Below are 14,403 nucleotides of genomic sequence, written 5' to 3'. Positions count from 1 at the left end.
GGCAGGCGGGAATCGTGAGGATCTTCGGCAAGGGACGGCACCGGCCCTCCGCCTCCTGGCGGCAGGCCACCGACCGGGCGTTCACGCTCATCGGGGACGGCCGGTACGAGGACGCGGGCGCGCTGCTGACGCGGGCCGCCGACCTGGAGCCCTGGCTGTCGGAGTCCTGGTTCAACCTCGCCCTGCTGCACAAGTTCCGGCACGACTGGGAGCAGGCCCGCGCGGCCGGTCTGCGGGCCGTCGCCCTGCTCGACCGGGAGACCGGCGCACCCGACTGGTGGAACGTCGGCATCGCCGCCACCGCCCTGCAGGACTGGCCGCTGGCCCGCCGCGCCTGGCAGGCCTACGGGCTGCACGTGCCCGGCGGCGCCACGGACTCCGGCGAGCCCGCCGGCATGGACCTGGGCAGCGCGGCGGTACGGCTGTCGCCCGAGGGCGAGGCCGAGGTCGTGTGGGGGCGGCGGCTGGATCCGGCGCGGATCGAGGTGCTGTCCATCCCGCTGCCGTCGTCGGGCCGGCGCTGGGGTGAGGTCGTGCTGCACGACGGGGTGCCGCACGGGGAGCGGACCACGGCTGCCGGGCACTCGTACCCGGTGTTCGACGAGATCGAGCTGTGGGCGCCCTCGCCCGTGCCCACCTGGGTGGTCCTCCTTGAGGCGGCCACCGAGGCCGACCGGGACGCCCTGGAACAGCTCGCCGCCGACGCCGGGTTCGCCGCGGAGGACTGGTCGTCGTCCGTGAGGCTGCTGTGCCGGCTGTGCTCCGAGTCACGGATGCCGGCCGACGAGGGCGACGGGGAGCATCTGGACCCGCACGATCACAGTGAGCCCGGGCATCCGGGGCCGCTGGGGCATCGGACCGACGGGCAGCTGTGGGTGCCGGAGCGGGAGTGCGGGTTGGCTGCGCCGGCTTCACTGGTTCGGGGGTTGCTGGACGGGTGGGTCGCGGACTCACCCGATTCGAGGGACTGGCGGGATCTGGAAGAGGTCTGCTGACCGGCCGCCGTACCCTGTATCAGCATCACACCCCAGTTTTCCCAGGAAGGCGTACGTCGGTCATGGCGCAGCAGGACACCGATCAGCAGCACGCGGGCGTGCTCCCCGTGGACGACGAGGGCTTCGTCATCGACACCGAGGAGTGCGAGGAGCGCGAGGCGGCCTGGCGTGAGCGGGGCACCTCGCGGCCGATCACCGTGGTCGGGAACCCGGTGCTGCACAAGGAGTGCAAGGACGTCACCGACTTCGGCGAGGAGTTCCAGCAGCTGGTCGCCGACATGTTCGCCAGCCAGCGCACCGCCGAGGGCGTGGGCCTGGCCGCCAACCAGATCGGCGTCGATCTGAAGGTGTTCGTCTACGACTGCCCGGACGACGAGGGCGTCCGGCACGTCGGCGTGGTCTGCAACCCCAGGCTCGTCGAACTGCCCGCCGACAAGCGTCGGCTGGACGACAGCAACGAGGGCTGTCTGTCGGTGCCGACGGCGTACATGCCGCTGGCCCGCCCGGACTACGCCGAGGTGACCGGGCAGGATGAGCGGGGCAACCCGATCAAGGTGCGGGGCACCGGTTACTTCGCTCGGTGTTTGCAGCACGAGACCGACCATCTCTACGGCTACCTCTACATCGACCGGCTCTCCAAGCGGGAACGCAAGGACGCGCTGCGGCAGATGGCCGAGAACGAGCCCCGCTACCCCGTGGTCGCGAACGACTGACACCTCACCCGTCCCCCGCGTACGGCGTCTGATCAGGTCTGCTCACCTGACCAGGCGCCGTTCGTCTGTCCGACGCACGTTCGATCGGATGTGTGCCGCGAGTGATCCAGAATCAGTCATGAGGCGGGAGGATCTCGGCACTGTGGGGTAGTGAATGAAGCAAATCCGTTCCCAGAACGGTCAGTTGTGGTGCTGAATGGGATGTGCGGGATACGCAACGGCGCACGCCCGGCACAGCGGCAGGGGTGTGCGCAACTGGCGGCTGAGAGGGGTTTGTTCGTGCCTGCTTTCCCACACAGCACCACAGCGACCGCAACCGCGGTCGCGATCCCACCCTCGCTGTCTCTCCCGGTGATCGAGGCGGCGTTTCCCAGGCAATTGCACCCGTATTGGCCCAGGCTCCAGGAGAAGACCCGTGCATGGCTCCTGGAAAAGCGGCTCATGCCGGCGGACAAGGTTGAGGAATATGCCGACGGCCTGTGCTACACCGATCTCATGGCGGGGTACTACATTGGCGCCCCCGACGACGTCCTGCAGGCGATAGCGGACTACAGTGCGTGGTTCTTCGTCTGGGACGACCGGCACGACCGCGACATCGTCCACCACCGCCCCGTGGCCTGGCGCCGGCTGCGGGCCCGGCTGCACGAGGCGCTCGACTCCCCCCAGGACCATCTGCACCACGGGGATCCGCTGGTCGCAGGGTTCGCGGACAGCGTGCTGCGGTTGTACTCGTTCCTGCCCCGCACCTGGAACGAGCGGTTCGCCCGGCATTTCCACGCGGTGATCGAGGCGTACGACAGGGAATTCCACAACCGTATCGAGGGAGTTGTCCCGACGGTCGAGGAATACCTGGCGCTGCGCCGGCTCACGTTCGCGCACTGGATATGGACCGATCTGCTGGAGCCGAGCGCCGGGCAGGAACTGCCGGACGCCGTGCGAAAGCACCCGGCCTACCGGAAGGCGGCGCTGCTGAGCCAGGAATTCGCCGCCTGGTACAACGACCTCTGTTCCCTGCCCAAGGAAATCGCGGGCGAGGAGGTGCACAATCTCGGAATCAGTCTCATCACCCATGAGGGACTGACTCTCGAAGAGGCAGTCGTCGAAGTACGGCGACGCGTCGAGGAGTGCATAGCCGATTTCCTCGTCGCCGAACGGGAGGGCTTACGCTTTGCGGACGCCCTCGACGACGGCACCGTTCACGGAAAGGAACTGAGCGCTGCCGTGCGCGCCTGCCTCGGGAATATGCGGAACTGGTTCAGTTCCGTCTACTGGTTCCACCACGAGTCCGGCCGCTACATGGTCGACAGCTGGGACGACCGGTCCACGCCCCCGTACGTCAACAACGAAACGGCAGGTGAGAAATGACCGTCGAGTCAGTCAAGCCCGCAGCCGAGGCGCGCCCGGCTGCGGAACTGCGTGAACCGCCCCTCGCGGGCGGTGGTGTCCCGCTCCTCGGCCACGGCTGGAAGCTGGTGCGCGATCCGCTGGCCTTCATGGCCCAGCTGCGCGACCACGGTGACGTGGTCCGGCTGCGGCTCGGCCCCAAGACGGTGTACGCCGTCACCACCCCGGCGCTCACCGGCGCCCTGGCGCTGAGCCCCGACTACAAGATCGACGGCCCGCTGTGGGAGTCCCTGGAGGCCTTGCTCGGCAAGGAGGGCGTGGCCACCGCCAACGGGCCCCGTCACCGGCGCCAACGCCGCACCATCCAGCCCGCGTTCCGGCTCGACGCGATCCCCGCCTACGGGCCGGTCATGGAGGAGGAGGCGCACGGCCTCACCACCCGCTGGCGGCCCGGCGAGACCATCGACTGCACCTCCGAGTCCTTCCGGGTGGCCGTGCGCATCGCGGCCCGCTGCCTGCTGCGCGGCGAGTACATGGACGAGCGCGCCGAGCGGCTGTGCCTGGCCCTCGCCACCGTGTTCCGCGGTATGTACCAGCGGATGGTGATCCCGCTCGGGCCGCTGTACCGGCTGCCGCTGCCCGCCAACCGTGAATTCAACCGGGCGCTGGCCGATTTGCATCTCCTCGTCGACGAGATCGTGGCCGAGCGCCGGGCATCCGGTCAAAAGCCGGACGATTTGCTGACGGCATTGCTGTCGGCGAAGGACGAGAATGGCGAGCCCATCGGGGAACAGGAGATCCACGACCAGGTGGTCGCGATACTCACCCCGGGGAGCGAAACCGTGGCCTCCACGATCATGTGGCTGCTCCAGGTGCTCGCTGAGCATCCGGAACACGCGGACCGGGTCCGGGACGAAGTTGAATCCCTGACCGGTGGCCGGCCCGTCGGATTCTCGGACGTCCGCAAGCTCACGCACACCAACAATGTCGTCGTGGAGGCGATGCGTTTGCGACCCGCCGTATGGATACTGACCCGGCGGGCGGTCACCGACACGGAACTCGGCGGCTATCGCATTCCGGCCGGGGCGGACATCATCTACAGTCCGTACGCGATACAGCGCGATCCGCGATCGTACGCGGACAACCTGGAGTTCGACCCCGACCGGTGGCTCCCGGAACGCGTCAAGGACGTGCCGAAATATGCCATGAGTCCGTTCAGTGTGGGTAATCGCAAGTGCCCGAGCGATCACTTCTCGATGGCCCAGCTGACGCTCATCACGGCGGCGGTGGCGACGAAGTACCGCTTCGAGCAGGTGCCCGGATCGAACGACGCGACCCGGGTGGGCATCACGCTGCGTCCGCACCGGCTGCTGCTCACGCCGGTGCCCCGGTGACGGTCAGGCGGCCTCCGGGCCCCTGAACGTGCGCCGGTAGGCGTTGGGGGTCGTCCCCAGCGCCCGGACGAACTGATGGCGCAGCGCGGCCGCGTTGCCGAACCCCGTTCGGCCGGCGATCGCGTCCACCGTCTCGTCCGTCGCTTCCAGCAACCGCTGGGCCAGCAGTACGCGTTGGCGCAGGATCCAGCGGTACGGTGTGGTCCCCGTCTCCTGCTGGAAGCGGCGGGCGAAGGTGCGCGGGGACATCAGGGCGCGGGCGGCGAGCTGCTCGACGGTCACCTCCTGGTCGAGGTTGCGCTCCATCCACACCAGCACCTCGGCGACCGTGTCGCACTCGGAGCGGGGCAGCGGCCGCTCGATGAACTGCGCCTGACCGCCGTCGCGGTGCGGGGGCACCACCATCCGCCGGGCGATCTTGTTGGCGACCTCCGGCCCCTGCTCCTTGCGCACGATGTGCAGACAGGCGTCGATACCGGCGGCCGTACCGGCCGAGGTGATCACCGGATCCTCGTCGACGTACAGCACGTCCGGCTCGACGACCGCCCGCGGATACTGCCGTTCCAACTCGTCGGCATGCCGCCAGTGCACGGCACACCGCCGCCCGTCCAGCAGCCCCGCGGCGCCCAGCACGAAGACCCCGGAGCACACGCTGAGCACCCGCGCACCCCGCTCGACGCCCCGGCGCAGGGCGTCGAGCAGCTCGGGCGGAAAGGTTCGCGACTCGTAGCACGAACCCGCCGGTACGGCGATCAGGTCGGCGCTCTCCAGGCGTTCCAGCCCGTGCTCGACCTGCATGGAGAAGCCGGCGCTCGACCGCAGCGCCGGCCCCTCGGCGGAGGCGACCGCGAAGTCGTACACCGGCAGCCCTTCGTCGCTCCGGTCGATGCCGAAGACCTCGCAGATCACGCCGAGCTCGAAGGGATTCACGCCGTCGACGAGGACGGCGGCCACATTCCGAAGCATGCCTCCAGTGTGCCCCAGCGGTGGCAGCAAATCGAGGTTCTACGGCAGTCCTGCCACTGTTGGTAAGGAGCATCCGGCGCGACAGTGGTGTCCATGAACGCGAACCAGATCGAAGCACTCATCGGAATGCTGGCCGTCGCCGGACTCTTCGTGATCATGTTCCTCCCCGCACTGATCGGCATCGCGCACGAGCGCCGCGTCGACCGAGAGATCAGGGAGGCCCAGGATCACGCCAAGGAAAAGGAGGATCAGAAGTCCTCGTCCAGGTCGACCGTGCCCTCCACGGCGACCTGGTACGCCGAGGGACGCCGTTCGAAGAAGTTGGTCAGCTCCTGAACCCCCTGGAGCTCCATGAAGGAGAAGGGGTTCTCGGAGCCGTACACCGGGGCGAAGCCGAGGCGCGTCAGACGCTGATCGGCGACGCACTCCAGGTACTGGCGCATCGAGTCGGTGTTCATGCCCGGGAGGCCGTCACCGCACAGGTCGCGCGCGAACTGCAGCTCGGCCTCGACGGCCTCCCTCAGCATGTCGGTGACCTGCTGCTGGAGCTGGTCGTCGAAGAGGTCCGGCTCCTCCTTGCGGACGGTGTCGACCACGTCGAACGCGAAGCTCATGTGCATGGTCTCGTCGCGGAACACCCAGTTGGTGCCGGTCGCGAGGCCGTGCAGCAGACCCCGGCTGCGGAACCAGTAGACGTATGCGAAGGCGCCGTAGAAGAACAGGCCCTCGATGCACGCGGCGAAGCAGATCAGGTTGAGCAGGAAGCGGCGCCGGTCGGCCTTGGTCTCCAGGCGCTCCAGCTTCTCCACCTCGTTGATCCACTTGAAGCAGAACTCGGCCTTCTCGCGGATCGAGGGGATGTTCTCCACGGCCGCGAAGGCGGCGGCGCGGTCCTCCGGGTCGGGGAGATAGGTGTCGAGCAGCGTCAAGTAGAACTGGACGTGCACGGCCTCCTCGAAGAGCTGCCTGCTCAGGTACAGGCGCGCCTCGGGGGAGTTGATGTGCTTGTAGAGGGTCAGCACGAGGTTGTTCGCGACGATCGAGTCGCCGGTCGCGAAGAAGGCCACCAGACGGCCGATCAGGTGCCGTTCGGCGGGCGTGAGCTTCGCGAGGTCGGCGACGTCCGAGTGGAGGTCGACCTCCTCGACGGTCCAGGTGTTCTTGATGGCGTCCCGGTAGCGCTCGTAGAAGTCCGGGTAGCGCATCGGGCGGAGAGTCAGCTCGAAGCCGGGGTCGAGAAGGTTCTGGTTACGGGGGGACATTACTGGCAGGCCTCGCAGGACTCGGGGTTTTCCAGGGAGCAGGCGACCGCGTCTTCGGGCGCCGACTGCTGTACGGGGATGGTCTTTTCGGGCTGAGCCTGGGCCTGGGCTGCGCGGGCGATACGGGTCGCCGGGCGCGAGCGCAGGTAGTACGTCGTCTTCAGGCCCGACTTCCAGGCGTACGCGTACATCGAGGAGAGCTTGCCGATGGTCGGCGTCTCCATGAAGAGATTCAGCGACTGGGCCTGGTCGAGGAACGGGGTCCGGGCCGCCGCCATGTCGATGAGGCCGCGCTGCGGGATCTCCCACGCCGTGCGGTACAGCCGCCGTACGTCCTCGGGGATCCAGGCGAAGTCCTGCACCGAGCCGTTCGCCTCGCGCAGCGCCTCACGGGTGCGGGCGTCCCAGACGCCGAGGGCCTTCAGTTCCTGCACCAGGTAAGAGTTGACCTGGAGGAACTCGCCGGACAGGGTCTCGCGCTTGAAGAGGTTGGACACCTGCGGCTCGATGCACTCGTAGACACCGGCGATCGAGGCGATGGTCGCGGTGGGCGCGATGGCCAGCAGCAGGGAGTTGCGCATCCCGACGGCGGCGATCCGCTCGCGCAGCGCCGCCCAGCGCTCCGGCCAGGTCCGCTCGACGTCGAAGTGGTCCGGGTGCAGCACGCCCCGCGCGGTACGGGTCTTCTCCCACGCGGGCAGCGGCCCGTTGCGCTCGGCGAGGTCGGCGGAGGCCTCGTACGCGGCGAGCATGATGCGCTCGGCGATGCGGGTGGAGAGTTGGTGGGCCTCGGGCGAGTCGAAGGGCAGCCGCAGCTTGAAGAAGACGTCCTGCAGGCCCATCGCGCCGAGGCCGACGGGGCGCCAGCGGGCGTTGGAGCGGCCCGCCTGCTCGGTCGGGTAGAAGTTGATGTCGACCACGCGGTCGAGGAAGGTGACGGCGGTGCGGACGGTGGCGTCCAGCCGCTCCCAGTCGATGCTCTGAGTCGCCGTATCGACAAAGGCACCCAGGTTCACCGACCCCAGGTTGCAGACGGCCGTCTCCCCGTCGCTGGTGACCTCCAGGATCTCCGTGCAGAGGTTCGAGGAGTGGATGACCTGGCCCGGCTCGGCGGTCTGGTTGGCGGTGCGGTTGGCGGCGTCCTTGAAGGTCATCCAGCCGTTGCCGGTCTGCGCGAGGGTGCGCATCATCCGGCCGTACAGCTCGCGGGCGGGCAGGGTCTTCTTCGCCAGGCCCTGTTCCTCGGCCTTGCGGTACGCGGCGTCGAACTCCTCGCCCCACAGGTCGACCAGCTCGGGCACGTCCGACGGCGAGAACAGCGACCACGGCGCGTCCGCGTTCACCCGGCGCATGAACTCGTCCGGGATCCAGTGCGCGAGGTTGAGGTTGTGCGTACGGCGGGCGTCCTCGCCGGTGTTGTCCCGCAGCTCCAGGAACTCCTCGATGTCGGAGTGCCAGGTCTCCAGGTAGACCGCCGCCGCGCCCTTGCGCCGGCCGCCCTGGTTCACGGCGGCGACCGAGGCGTCCAGCGTCTTCAGGAACGGGACGATGCCGTTGGAGTGGCCGTTGGTGCCGCGGATCAGGGAGCCGCGGGAACGGATCCGGGAGTACGAAAGACCGATGCCGCCGGCGTGCTTGGAGAGGCGGGCGACCTGGTGGTAGCGGTCATAGAGGGAGTCCAGCTCGTCCTTGGGGGAGTCGAGGAGGTAGCAGGACGACATCTGGGGGTGCCGGGTGCCGGAGTTGAAGAGGGTGGGGGAGGAGGGGAGGTAGTCGAGGCGGCTCATGAGCCCGTAGAGCGCGGCGACTTCCTCGACGGACCTCACCGTGTCGTCTTCGGCGAGCCCTGCGGCGACGCGCAGCATGAAGTGCTGGGGCGTCTCGATGACCTTGCGGGTGATCGGGTGCCGGAGCAGATAGCGGCTGTACAGGGTGCGCAGGCCGAAGTAGCCGAAGCGGTCGTCGGCGTCCGGGTCGACAAGCGCGTCGAGCCGGGCGGCGTGCAGGCGTACGAACTCGGCGGTCCGGTCGGCGATGAGCCCCTCCCGATGCCCGACCGTGACGGACTCGGTGAAGGACGTCACGCCCTGGGAGGCGGCCTCGGCGGCGATGGAGACGGTCAGCAGCCGGGCGGCCAGCCGGGAGTAGGCGGGGTCCTCGGAGATGAGGCCGGCGGCGGCCTCCGTGGCCAGCTCGCGCAGCTCCGTCTCGTCCGCCCGGGCGGACCGGCCGCGCAACGCGGCAGCGGCCACCCGGCCGGGGTCGGCGTCGGGGAGGTCGGCGGTCAGCTCGGTCAGGGTCCGCAGCAGTGCGGTTCCGGGGCCGTCGGACTCCGGGGTCGCTGAGGCCGGTTCGGCTGGCGCGATGGTCACGGGGGGCTCTCCCTCGCTCGGCACGGGGGCCTTGCGGAGGACAGGGGGCAGCACACGAGCGCACGCGGCGTCGCGTCCACCGGCCCATTCCACGAGGCCCGGACGTCAGGGCACCCGGACCGGTTGGCCGGGCGCACTGTCGGCAGGTCCTCGGACTGACTCTCGTACCACGACATGCGGGCATACGTGTACGAGTACACCGTTGCGGGACAGTTCCGGATTCGCACCGGATTCCCCTGCGACGACAGCGAGCATGAGCATACATGTTGTGCCGGGTGCGGAAGGCACCCCCATATGTTGTGTCGCCGATGACTTCAGAGCGTCAACTCATAGGTGATGAGCGTGATGTCGTCGAGGTGGGGGACCGGGTTCCAGTCGCGGTCCGGTGTGCGGGTGAAGCCCAGGCGTTCGTAGATGCGGTGGGCTGCGTGCATGGTGCGCTGGGTCGACAGGACGATGCCCGTGCAGCCGTGTGTGGTGCGTGCCCGGTCGATGCAGGCGCGTACGAGGGTCTCGCCGATGCCTCGGCCGCGGGCCTCGTGGGCGACGGCGAGCATGCGGATCTCGGCCTCTCCGGGGCGCGCTATGTCGGCCATGGGGCCGCCGGACGGGACGAAGGTCACGCCGCCCAGGATCCGGTCGTTCTCCGCGGCCACCAGGACCTCGGCTGCGGCGGCCCGTTTGGCGACGTTTCTGAGTTCGCCGAGGTATGTGTCGCTCTCGCCGAAGTCGAGGAGGCCGTCCTGGAGGTAGGCCTGGGCTGTGATGTCGCCGAGGGTCTCGTATTCGGTGGGGTCCGCGGGGCGGATGGCTATGTCCATGGAGGTGAGTGTGTACGACAGCGGGCCGCCGTGGTGCTTGGTGCCGGCGGCCCGCTGCGGGTTGTTTCTCAGTGGCTCGACCCCGCGGTCGCCGGGGGGAGTTCCACCTTGACGCCCGGGTCGCCCGCGTCCGCCGTGTAGTCCTCGGGGCTCGTCTCATCCGTACCCTCGGGGGCCTTCGCCGCCCTCAGGACGAAGGTGAGGACCACCGTCACCACCAGGTTGAGGACGAACGCCGTGAGGCCGATGTAGCCGATCTCGCCGATGCCGGGGATCTCCGCCGAGGAGCCGCCGAAGTGCTTCTGCGTCGGCGAGGCGACGCCGTACGCCGCGACCGTGCCGTAGATCATTCCGACCGCCCAGCCGGCCAGCAGCGCCCAGCGGTGGAACCAGCGGGTGAACAGACCGCCGACCAGGGCGGGCATGGTCTGGAGGATCCAGATGCCGCCGAGCAGCTGGAAGTTGATCGCGACCGTCTTGTCCATGCCGAGGACGAAGACCAGCGCGCCGACCTTCACCAGCAGGGACACCAGCTTGGAGACCTTGGTCTCCTGAGCGGGCGTGGCGTCCGGCTTGATGAAGTCCTTGTAGATGTTGCGGGTGAAGAGGTTCGCCGCCGCGATCGACATGATGGCCGCCGGGACCAGCGCGCCGATGCCGATCGCCGCGAACGCCACGCCCGCGAACCAGGCCGGGAACATGTTCTCGAACAGCTGCGGGATCGCCAGCTGGCCGTTCTCCACCTTGATACCGGCCGCGATCGCCATGAAGCCGAGCAGGCCGAGCATGCCCAGCATCAGCGAGTACAGCGGCAGGATCGTGGAGTTGCGGCGGATCACGTCCCGGCTGCGACTGGACAGCACCGCCGTCACGCTGTGCGGGTACATGAACAGCGCGAGGGCCGAGCCCAGCGCCAGCGTGGCGTACGTCCACTGCGAGGCCGCGTTCGGTACGAGTGCGCCGGCACCCGCCGCCGTGTACTTCTCGCTCGCCGCGCTGAAGATGTCGTCGAAGCCGCCCAGCTTGATCGGGATGTAGATGATCGCGACGGCGATGACGATGTAGATCAGCGTGTCCTTCACGAACGCGATCAGGGCCGGCGCCCGCAGACCCGACGAGTACGTGTACGCGGCCAGCACGCCGAAGGCGATCAGCAGCGGCAGGTCCTTGATGAACCAGTTGGTGTCCTCACCGCCGCCGATGCCCATCACGTCCAGCACGGCCTGGATGCCGACCAGTTGGAGGGCGATGTACGGCATCGTGGCGAGGATGCCGGTGACCGCCACCGCGAGGGAGAGGCCCTTCGAGTCGAAGCGGCCGCGGACGAAGTCCGAGGTGGTGACGTATCCGTGCTTGTGGGAGACCGACCACAGACGCGGCAGGAAGATGAACATCAGCGGGTAGATGAGGATCGTGTACGGCACCGCGAAGAAGCCCGCCGCGCCCGCCGCGTAGATCGCCGCCGGTACGGCGACGAAGGTGTACGCCGTGTAGAGGTCGCCGCCCAGCAGGAACCAGGTGATCCAGGTGCCGAACGACCGGCCGCCCAGGCCCCATTCGTCGAGGCTGTGCTCGTTCTCGGCCTTGCGCCAGCGCGCGGCGAGGAAGCCCATCACCGTGACGGCGACGAAGAAGAGGATGAAGACGGCGAGTGCGACGCCGTTCACGCCGTCGTTCATGCTCCCGCACCCCCCTGCGCCTTACGGGCGCGCTGGTCGCGCTGCCACAGCCGGTACGCGATCATGGTGAGCGCGGTGGAGATCACGACCCAGGCCATCTGGTACCAGTAGAAGAACGGGATGCCGATGAACACCGGCTCCATCTTCGCGTACGAGCCCACCCAGAGCATGGCCACGAAGGGCGCTATCAGGCAGAGGGCGACGACGACCCGTAGCGGCGTCACCACCGGCCCTCTGTTCACATCTGGGGCATCTGACATCTGACGGCTCCGTCCCCTCGCTGATCACCTGGTGTAATGCGCAGGCAATCTAGGTCACGGTGTCCCGCCACCGGAAGCCCTTGTTCACATACCGGTACCTCGGCAGCAGCGGAAGCCTCGCCGGGGGTCCCTTTCCTCCCGGCCTGTCCGCGTTCGCTCCTTCTCCCCCGCGTGGTGCCCCCGGCCTGGCCCGGCCCCCGGCTGCTACGCCTCGGGCCGCTTCAGCCGTGCCACGAACTTGTACCGGTCGCCGCGGTACACCGACCGGACCCACTCCACCGGCTTGCCGTCGCGGTCCAGGGAGTGCCGGGACAGCATCAGCATCGGCAGGCCGACGTCGGTGCCGAGGAGCCCGGCCTCCCTGGGGGTGGCCAGCGAGGTCTCGATGGTCTCCTCGGCCTCCGCGAGATGGACGTCGTACACCTCGGCGAGGGCGGTGTAGAGGGACGTGTACTTGACGAGCGACCTGCGCAGGGCCGGGAAGCGCTTGGCGCTCAGGTGGGTGGTCTCGATGGCCATCGGCTCGCCGTTGGCCATGCGCAGCCGTTCGATGCGCAGGACGCGGCCGCCGGGGGTGATGTCGAGCAGCTCGGCGAGCCGGTCGTCGGCGGTGACGTAGCCGATGTCCAGCAGCTGCGAGGTGGGTTCCAGGCCCTGGGCGCGCATGTCCTCGGTGTACGAGGTGAGTTGCAGCGCCTGCGAGACCTTCGGCTTGGCGACGAACGTGCCCTTGCCCTGGATCCGCTCCAGCCGCCCCTCGACCACCAGTTCCTGCAGGGCCTGGCGCACGGTGGTGCGCGAGGTGTCGAACTCCGCGGCCAGCGTGCGCTCGGGCGGGACCGGCGTGCCGGGCGGCAGCGTCTCCGTCATGTCGAGCAGATGCTTCTTCAGGCGGTAGTACTTGGGTACGCGCGCGGTACGGACGGCCGTCCCGTTCTCGTTCTCCGCACTGCTGACCTCAGTGCTCATGCTCCGCCTTCCCGGGCTGCGTATGCGGCTCACATCGTGGCACGGCAGCGTACCGGCATGTCCTCGGTACGCTGCGTGATCCCTTCTGTATACCGTCGCCTTCTGTTTTGGTCTAGTCCACAGCGTGAGTGGTCTAGTGGCAGTGTGCCTTGCTCGGCCGGTGTTTTCGAGGGCTTGTTACTTAAAGGTTCTTGCATATGTAGGTCCCATAACAGCTGGTCAAGGCCCTTCGAGCGCCCTTGACACCCTTCATGGTCTGGTCCAAGCTCCCCGTACTGGTCTACACCATTGGTCCAGGTCCCGGCCCATGGGCAGGGGGGTGTGGCATCCCTGAGGAGGGTGGCGTGAAGCGCAAGCTGATATCCGCGATCGGTGTCGCGGCGATGATGGTCTCCATTGCGGCGTGCGGGGGCGACAAGGGCGACGAGGGCAAGGCCGGGGCGGACGGCTACGCGGGCCAGACGCTCACGGTGTGGGTGATGGACGGTTCCTCGCCGGACCAGTGGCAGAAGGACGTCGCCGCCGCCTTCGAGAAGAAGACCAAGGCGAAGGTCAAGTTCGAGATCCAGCAGTGGAACGGCATCCAGCAGAAGCTGACCACCGCCCTGTCCGAGGAGAACCCGCCGGACGTCTTCGAGATCGGCAACACCCAGACCCCGGCCTACGCCAAGACCGGCGGCCTCGCCGACCTCGCGGACCTGAAGTCCGAGATCGGCGGCGAGTGGACCGAGTCGCTCAACAACTCCTCGGTCTTCGAGGGCAAGCAGTACGCGGCGCCGTGGTACTTCGCCAACCGCGTCGTCATGTACAACAAGAAGGTCTGGGCCGACGCCGGCATCAAGGACACGCCCAAGACCCGCGACGAGTTCTACGACGCCCTGAAGACCATCGGCGAGAAGACCGACGCCGAGCCGATCTACCTGCCCGGCCAGAACTGGTACCACTTCGTCGGCCTGGTGGTCGGCGAGGGCGGCGAACTGGTCAAGAAGGAAGGCGACAAGTACGTCTCCAACCTCGACGACCCGAAGGTCGCCGCCGCCATGGAGACGTACAAGAAGTTCCAGGCCCTGTCCAAGGCGCCCAAGGACAAGGACGAGGCCACCCCGCAGCAGGGCGAGGTCTTCGCCAAGGGCGACGTCGGCGCCATCATCGCGATGGGCTGGGAGTCCGGCATCGCGATCGAGGCCAACCCCAAGATCGAGGAGCAGATCGGCTACTTCACCATCCCCGGTGCCACGGCCGACAAGCCCGAGGGCGTCTTCCTCGGCGGCTCCAACCTCGCGGTCGCCGCGGGCAGCCAGAAGCAGGAGCTCGCCAAGGAGTTCCTGAAGATCGCCCTGTCCGACGAGCACGAGGGTCAGCTGGCCAAGCTCAACGGCGTCATCCCCAACAAGGAGTCGCTGCAGACCAACCTGACGGGCAACGCCGCCGCCGAGGCCGCCGCGCCGGCCGCCGCGGGCGGTGGCACCACGCCGCTGATCCCGGAGTGGGCCGCCGTCGAGAACGCGCCCAACCCGATCAAGACCTACATGACCGCCGTGCTGAACGGCAAGACCCCGGCCGAGGCCGCCCAGCAGGTCAAGGACGAGTTCAACAAGCGGCTGTCGCAGGAGAGCTGAGCGCATCGG

General features: G+C 68.3%; 12 protein-coding genes and 1 riboswitch. Of the genes, 5 read left to right on the top strand and 7 right to left on the bottom strand.

What is annotated here, in order from left to right; genetic code table 11:
• Positions 1-14: 14 nt before the first annotated feature.
• From HJD23_RS13355 to HJD23_RS13340, 4 genes are all read left to right on the top strand, one after another.
• A complete protein-coding gene (locus HJD23_RS13355) occupies positions 15-995 on the top strand; it encodes a hypothetical protein (protein WP_171112055.1) in 981 nt (326 codons plus the stop codon).
• A gap of 62 nt (positions 996-1,057) precedes the next feature.
• On the top strand, positions 1,058-1,708 hold the full coding sequence (gene def / locus HJD23_RS13350) for a peptide deformylase (protein WP_171112053.1): 651 nt from the start codon (positions 1,058-1,060) through the stop codon (positions 1,706-1,708).
• A 279-nt stretch (positions 1,709-1,987) separates the two neighbouring features.
• Positions 1,988-3,073: an epi-isozizaene synthase gene (gene cyc1, locus HJD23_RS13345; RefSeq protein WP_171118520.1), complete on the top strand. Its 1,086-nt coding sequence runs from the start codon at positions 1,988-1,990 to the stop codon at positions 3,071-3,073.
• The gene (locus HJD23_RS13340; protein ID WP_171112051.1) at positions 3,070-4,446 is read left to right on the top strand and encodes a cytochrome P450; all 1,377 of its coding nucleotides are present in this window, start codon (positions 3,070-3,072) and stop codon (positions 4,444-4,446) included. Before cyc1 ends, HJD23_RS13340 begins: the two co-directional genes overlap by 4 nt.
• Before the next feature lie 3 nt (positions 4,447-4,449).
• On the opposite strand, the gene HJD23_RS13335 is transcribed toward HJD23_RS13340, so the two are convergent.
• The 7 genes from HJD23_RS13335 to HJD23_RS13305 form a co-directional block, all read right to left on the bottom strand.
• The gene (locus HJD23_RS13335) at positions 4,450-5,412 is read right to left on the bottom strand and encodes a helix-turn-helix domain-containing protein (RefSeq protein ID WP_171112049.1); all 963 of its coding nucleotides are present in this window, start codon (positions 5,410-5,412) and stop codon (positions 4,450-4,452) included.
• A gap of 248 nt (positions 5,413-5,660) precedes the next feature.
• Positions 5,661-6,674, bottom strand: coding sequence for a ribonucleotide-diphosphate reductase subunit beta (locus tag HJD23_RS13330; protein ID WP_171112047.1), 1,014 nt, complete (start codon positions 6,672-6,674; stop codon positions 5,661-5,663).
• Positions 6,674-9,046, bottom strand: a complete 2,373-nt coding sequence (locus tag HJD23_RS13325; RefSeq protein WP_171112045.1) for a ribonucleoside-diphosphate reductase subunit alpha — start codon at positions 9,044-9,046, stop codon at positions 6,674-6,676. Before HJD23_RS13325 ends, HJD23_RS13330 begins: the two co-directional genes overlap by 1 nt.
• Before the next feature lie 123 nt (positions 9,047-9,169).
• A riboswitch (cobalamin riboswitch) is annotated at positions 9,170-9,337 on the bottom strand.
• A 23-nt stretch (positions 9,338-9,360) separates the two neighbouring features.
• A complete protein-coding gene (locus HJD23_RS13320) occupies positions 9,361-9,867 on the bottom strand; it encodes a GNAT family N-acetyltransferase (protein ID WP_171112043.1) in 507 nt (168 codons plus the stop codon).
• A 68-nt stretch (positions 9,868-9,935) separates the two neighbouring features.
• Positions 9,936-11,546 (bottom strand): sodium:solute symporter family protein, encoded by a 1,611-nt coding sequence (locus tag HJD23_RS13315; RefSeq protein ID WP_171112041.1) that lies wholly within the window; start codon positions 11,544-11,546, stop codon positions 9,936-9,938.
• The gene (locus tag HJD23_RS13310) at positions 11,543-11,806 is read right to left on the bottom strand and encodes a DUF3311 domain-containing protein (protein ID WP_171112039.1); all 264 of its coding nucleotides are present in this window, start codon (positions 11,804-11,806) and stop codon (positions 11,543-11,545) included. Before HJD23_RS13310 ends, HJD23_RS13315 begins: the two co-directional genes overlap by 4 nt.
• Positions 11,807-12,010: 204 nt before the next feature.
• Positions 12,011-12,775: a GntR family transcriptional regulator gene (locus HJD23_RS13305; protein WP_171112037.1), complete on the bottom strand. Its 765-nt coding sequence runs from the start codon at positions 12,773-12,775 to the stop codon at positions 12,011-12,013.
• A gap of 344 nt (positions 12,776-13,119) precedes the next feature.
• Between HJD23_RS13305 and HJD23_RS13300 the strand changes: the two genes are divergently transcribed.
• Positions 13,120-14,394: an extracellular solute-binding protein gene (locus tag HJD23_RS13300; RefSeq protein ID WP_171112035.1), complete on the top strand. Its 1,275-nt coding sequence runs from the start codon at positions 13,120-13,122 to the stop codon at positions 14,392-14,394.
• Positions 14,395-14,403: the final 9 nt, after the last annotated feature.

The organism is Streptomyces sp. Z423-1, from assembly GCF_013009255.1.
GTDB classification, from domain to species: Bacteria; Actinomycetota; Actinomycetes; order Streptomycetales; family Streptomycetaceae; genus Streptomyces; species Streptomyces gossypiisoli.
Note: the sequence above shows the minus strand (reverse complement) of the source record. Positions and strands in the feature narration are given on the sequence as shown.

Bases quoted from the DNA above. Each gene is read 5' to 3' on its own strand.
- HJD23_RS13335 (WP_171112049.1), bottom strand. From the start codon at position 5,412: ATGCTTCGGAATGTGGCCGCCGTCCTCGTCGACGGCGTGAATCCCTTC.
- HJD23_RS13330 (WP_171112047.1), bottom strand. From the start codon at position 6,674: ATGTCCCCCCGTAACCAGAACCTTCTCGACCCCGGCTTCGAGCTGACT.
- HJD23_RS13310 (WP_171112039.1), bottom strand. From the start codon at position 11,806: ATGTCAGATGCCCCAGATGTGAACAGAGGGCCGGTGGTGACGCCGCTA.
- HJD23_RS13315 (WP_171112041.1), bottom strand. From the start codon at position 11,546: ATGAACGACGGCGTGAACGGCGTCGCACTCGCCGTCTTCATCCTCTTC.
- def (WP_171112053.1), top strand. From the start codon at position 1,058: ATGGCGCAGCAGGACACCGATCAGCAGCACGCGGGCGTGCTCCCCGTG.
- HJD23_RS13320 (WP_171112043.1), bottom strand. From the start codon at position 9,867: ATGGACATAGCCATCCGCCCCGCGGACCCCACCGAATACGAGACCCTC.
- HJD23_RS13305 (WP_171112037.1), bottom strand. From the start codon at position 12,775: ATGAGCACTGAGGTCAGCAGTGCGGAGAACGAGAACGGGACGGCCGTC.
- HJD23_RS13340 (WP_171112051.1), top strand. From the start codon at position 3,070: ATGACCGTCGAGTCAGTCAAGCCCGCAGCCGAGGCGCGCCCGGCTGCG.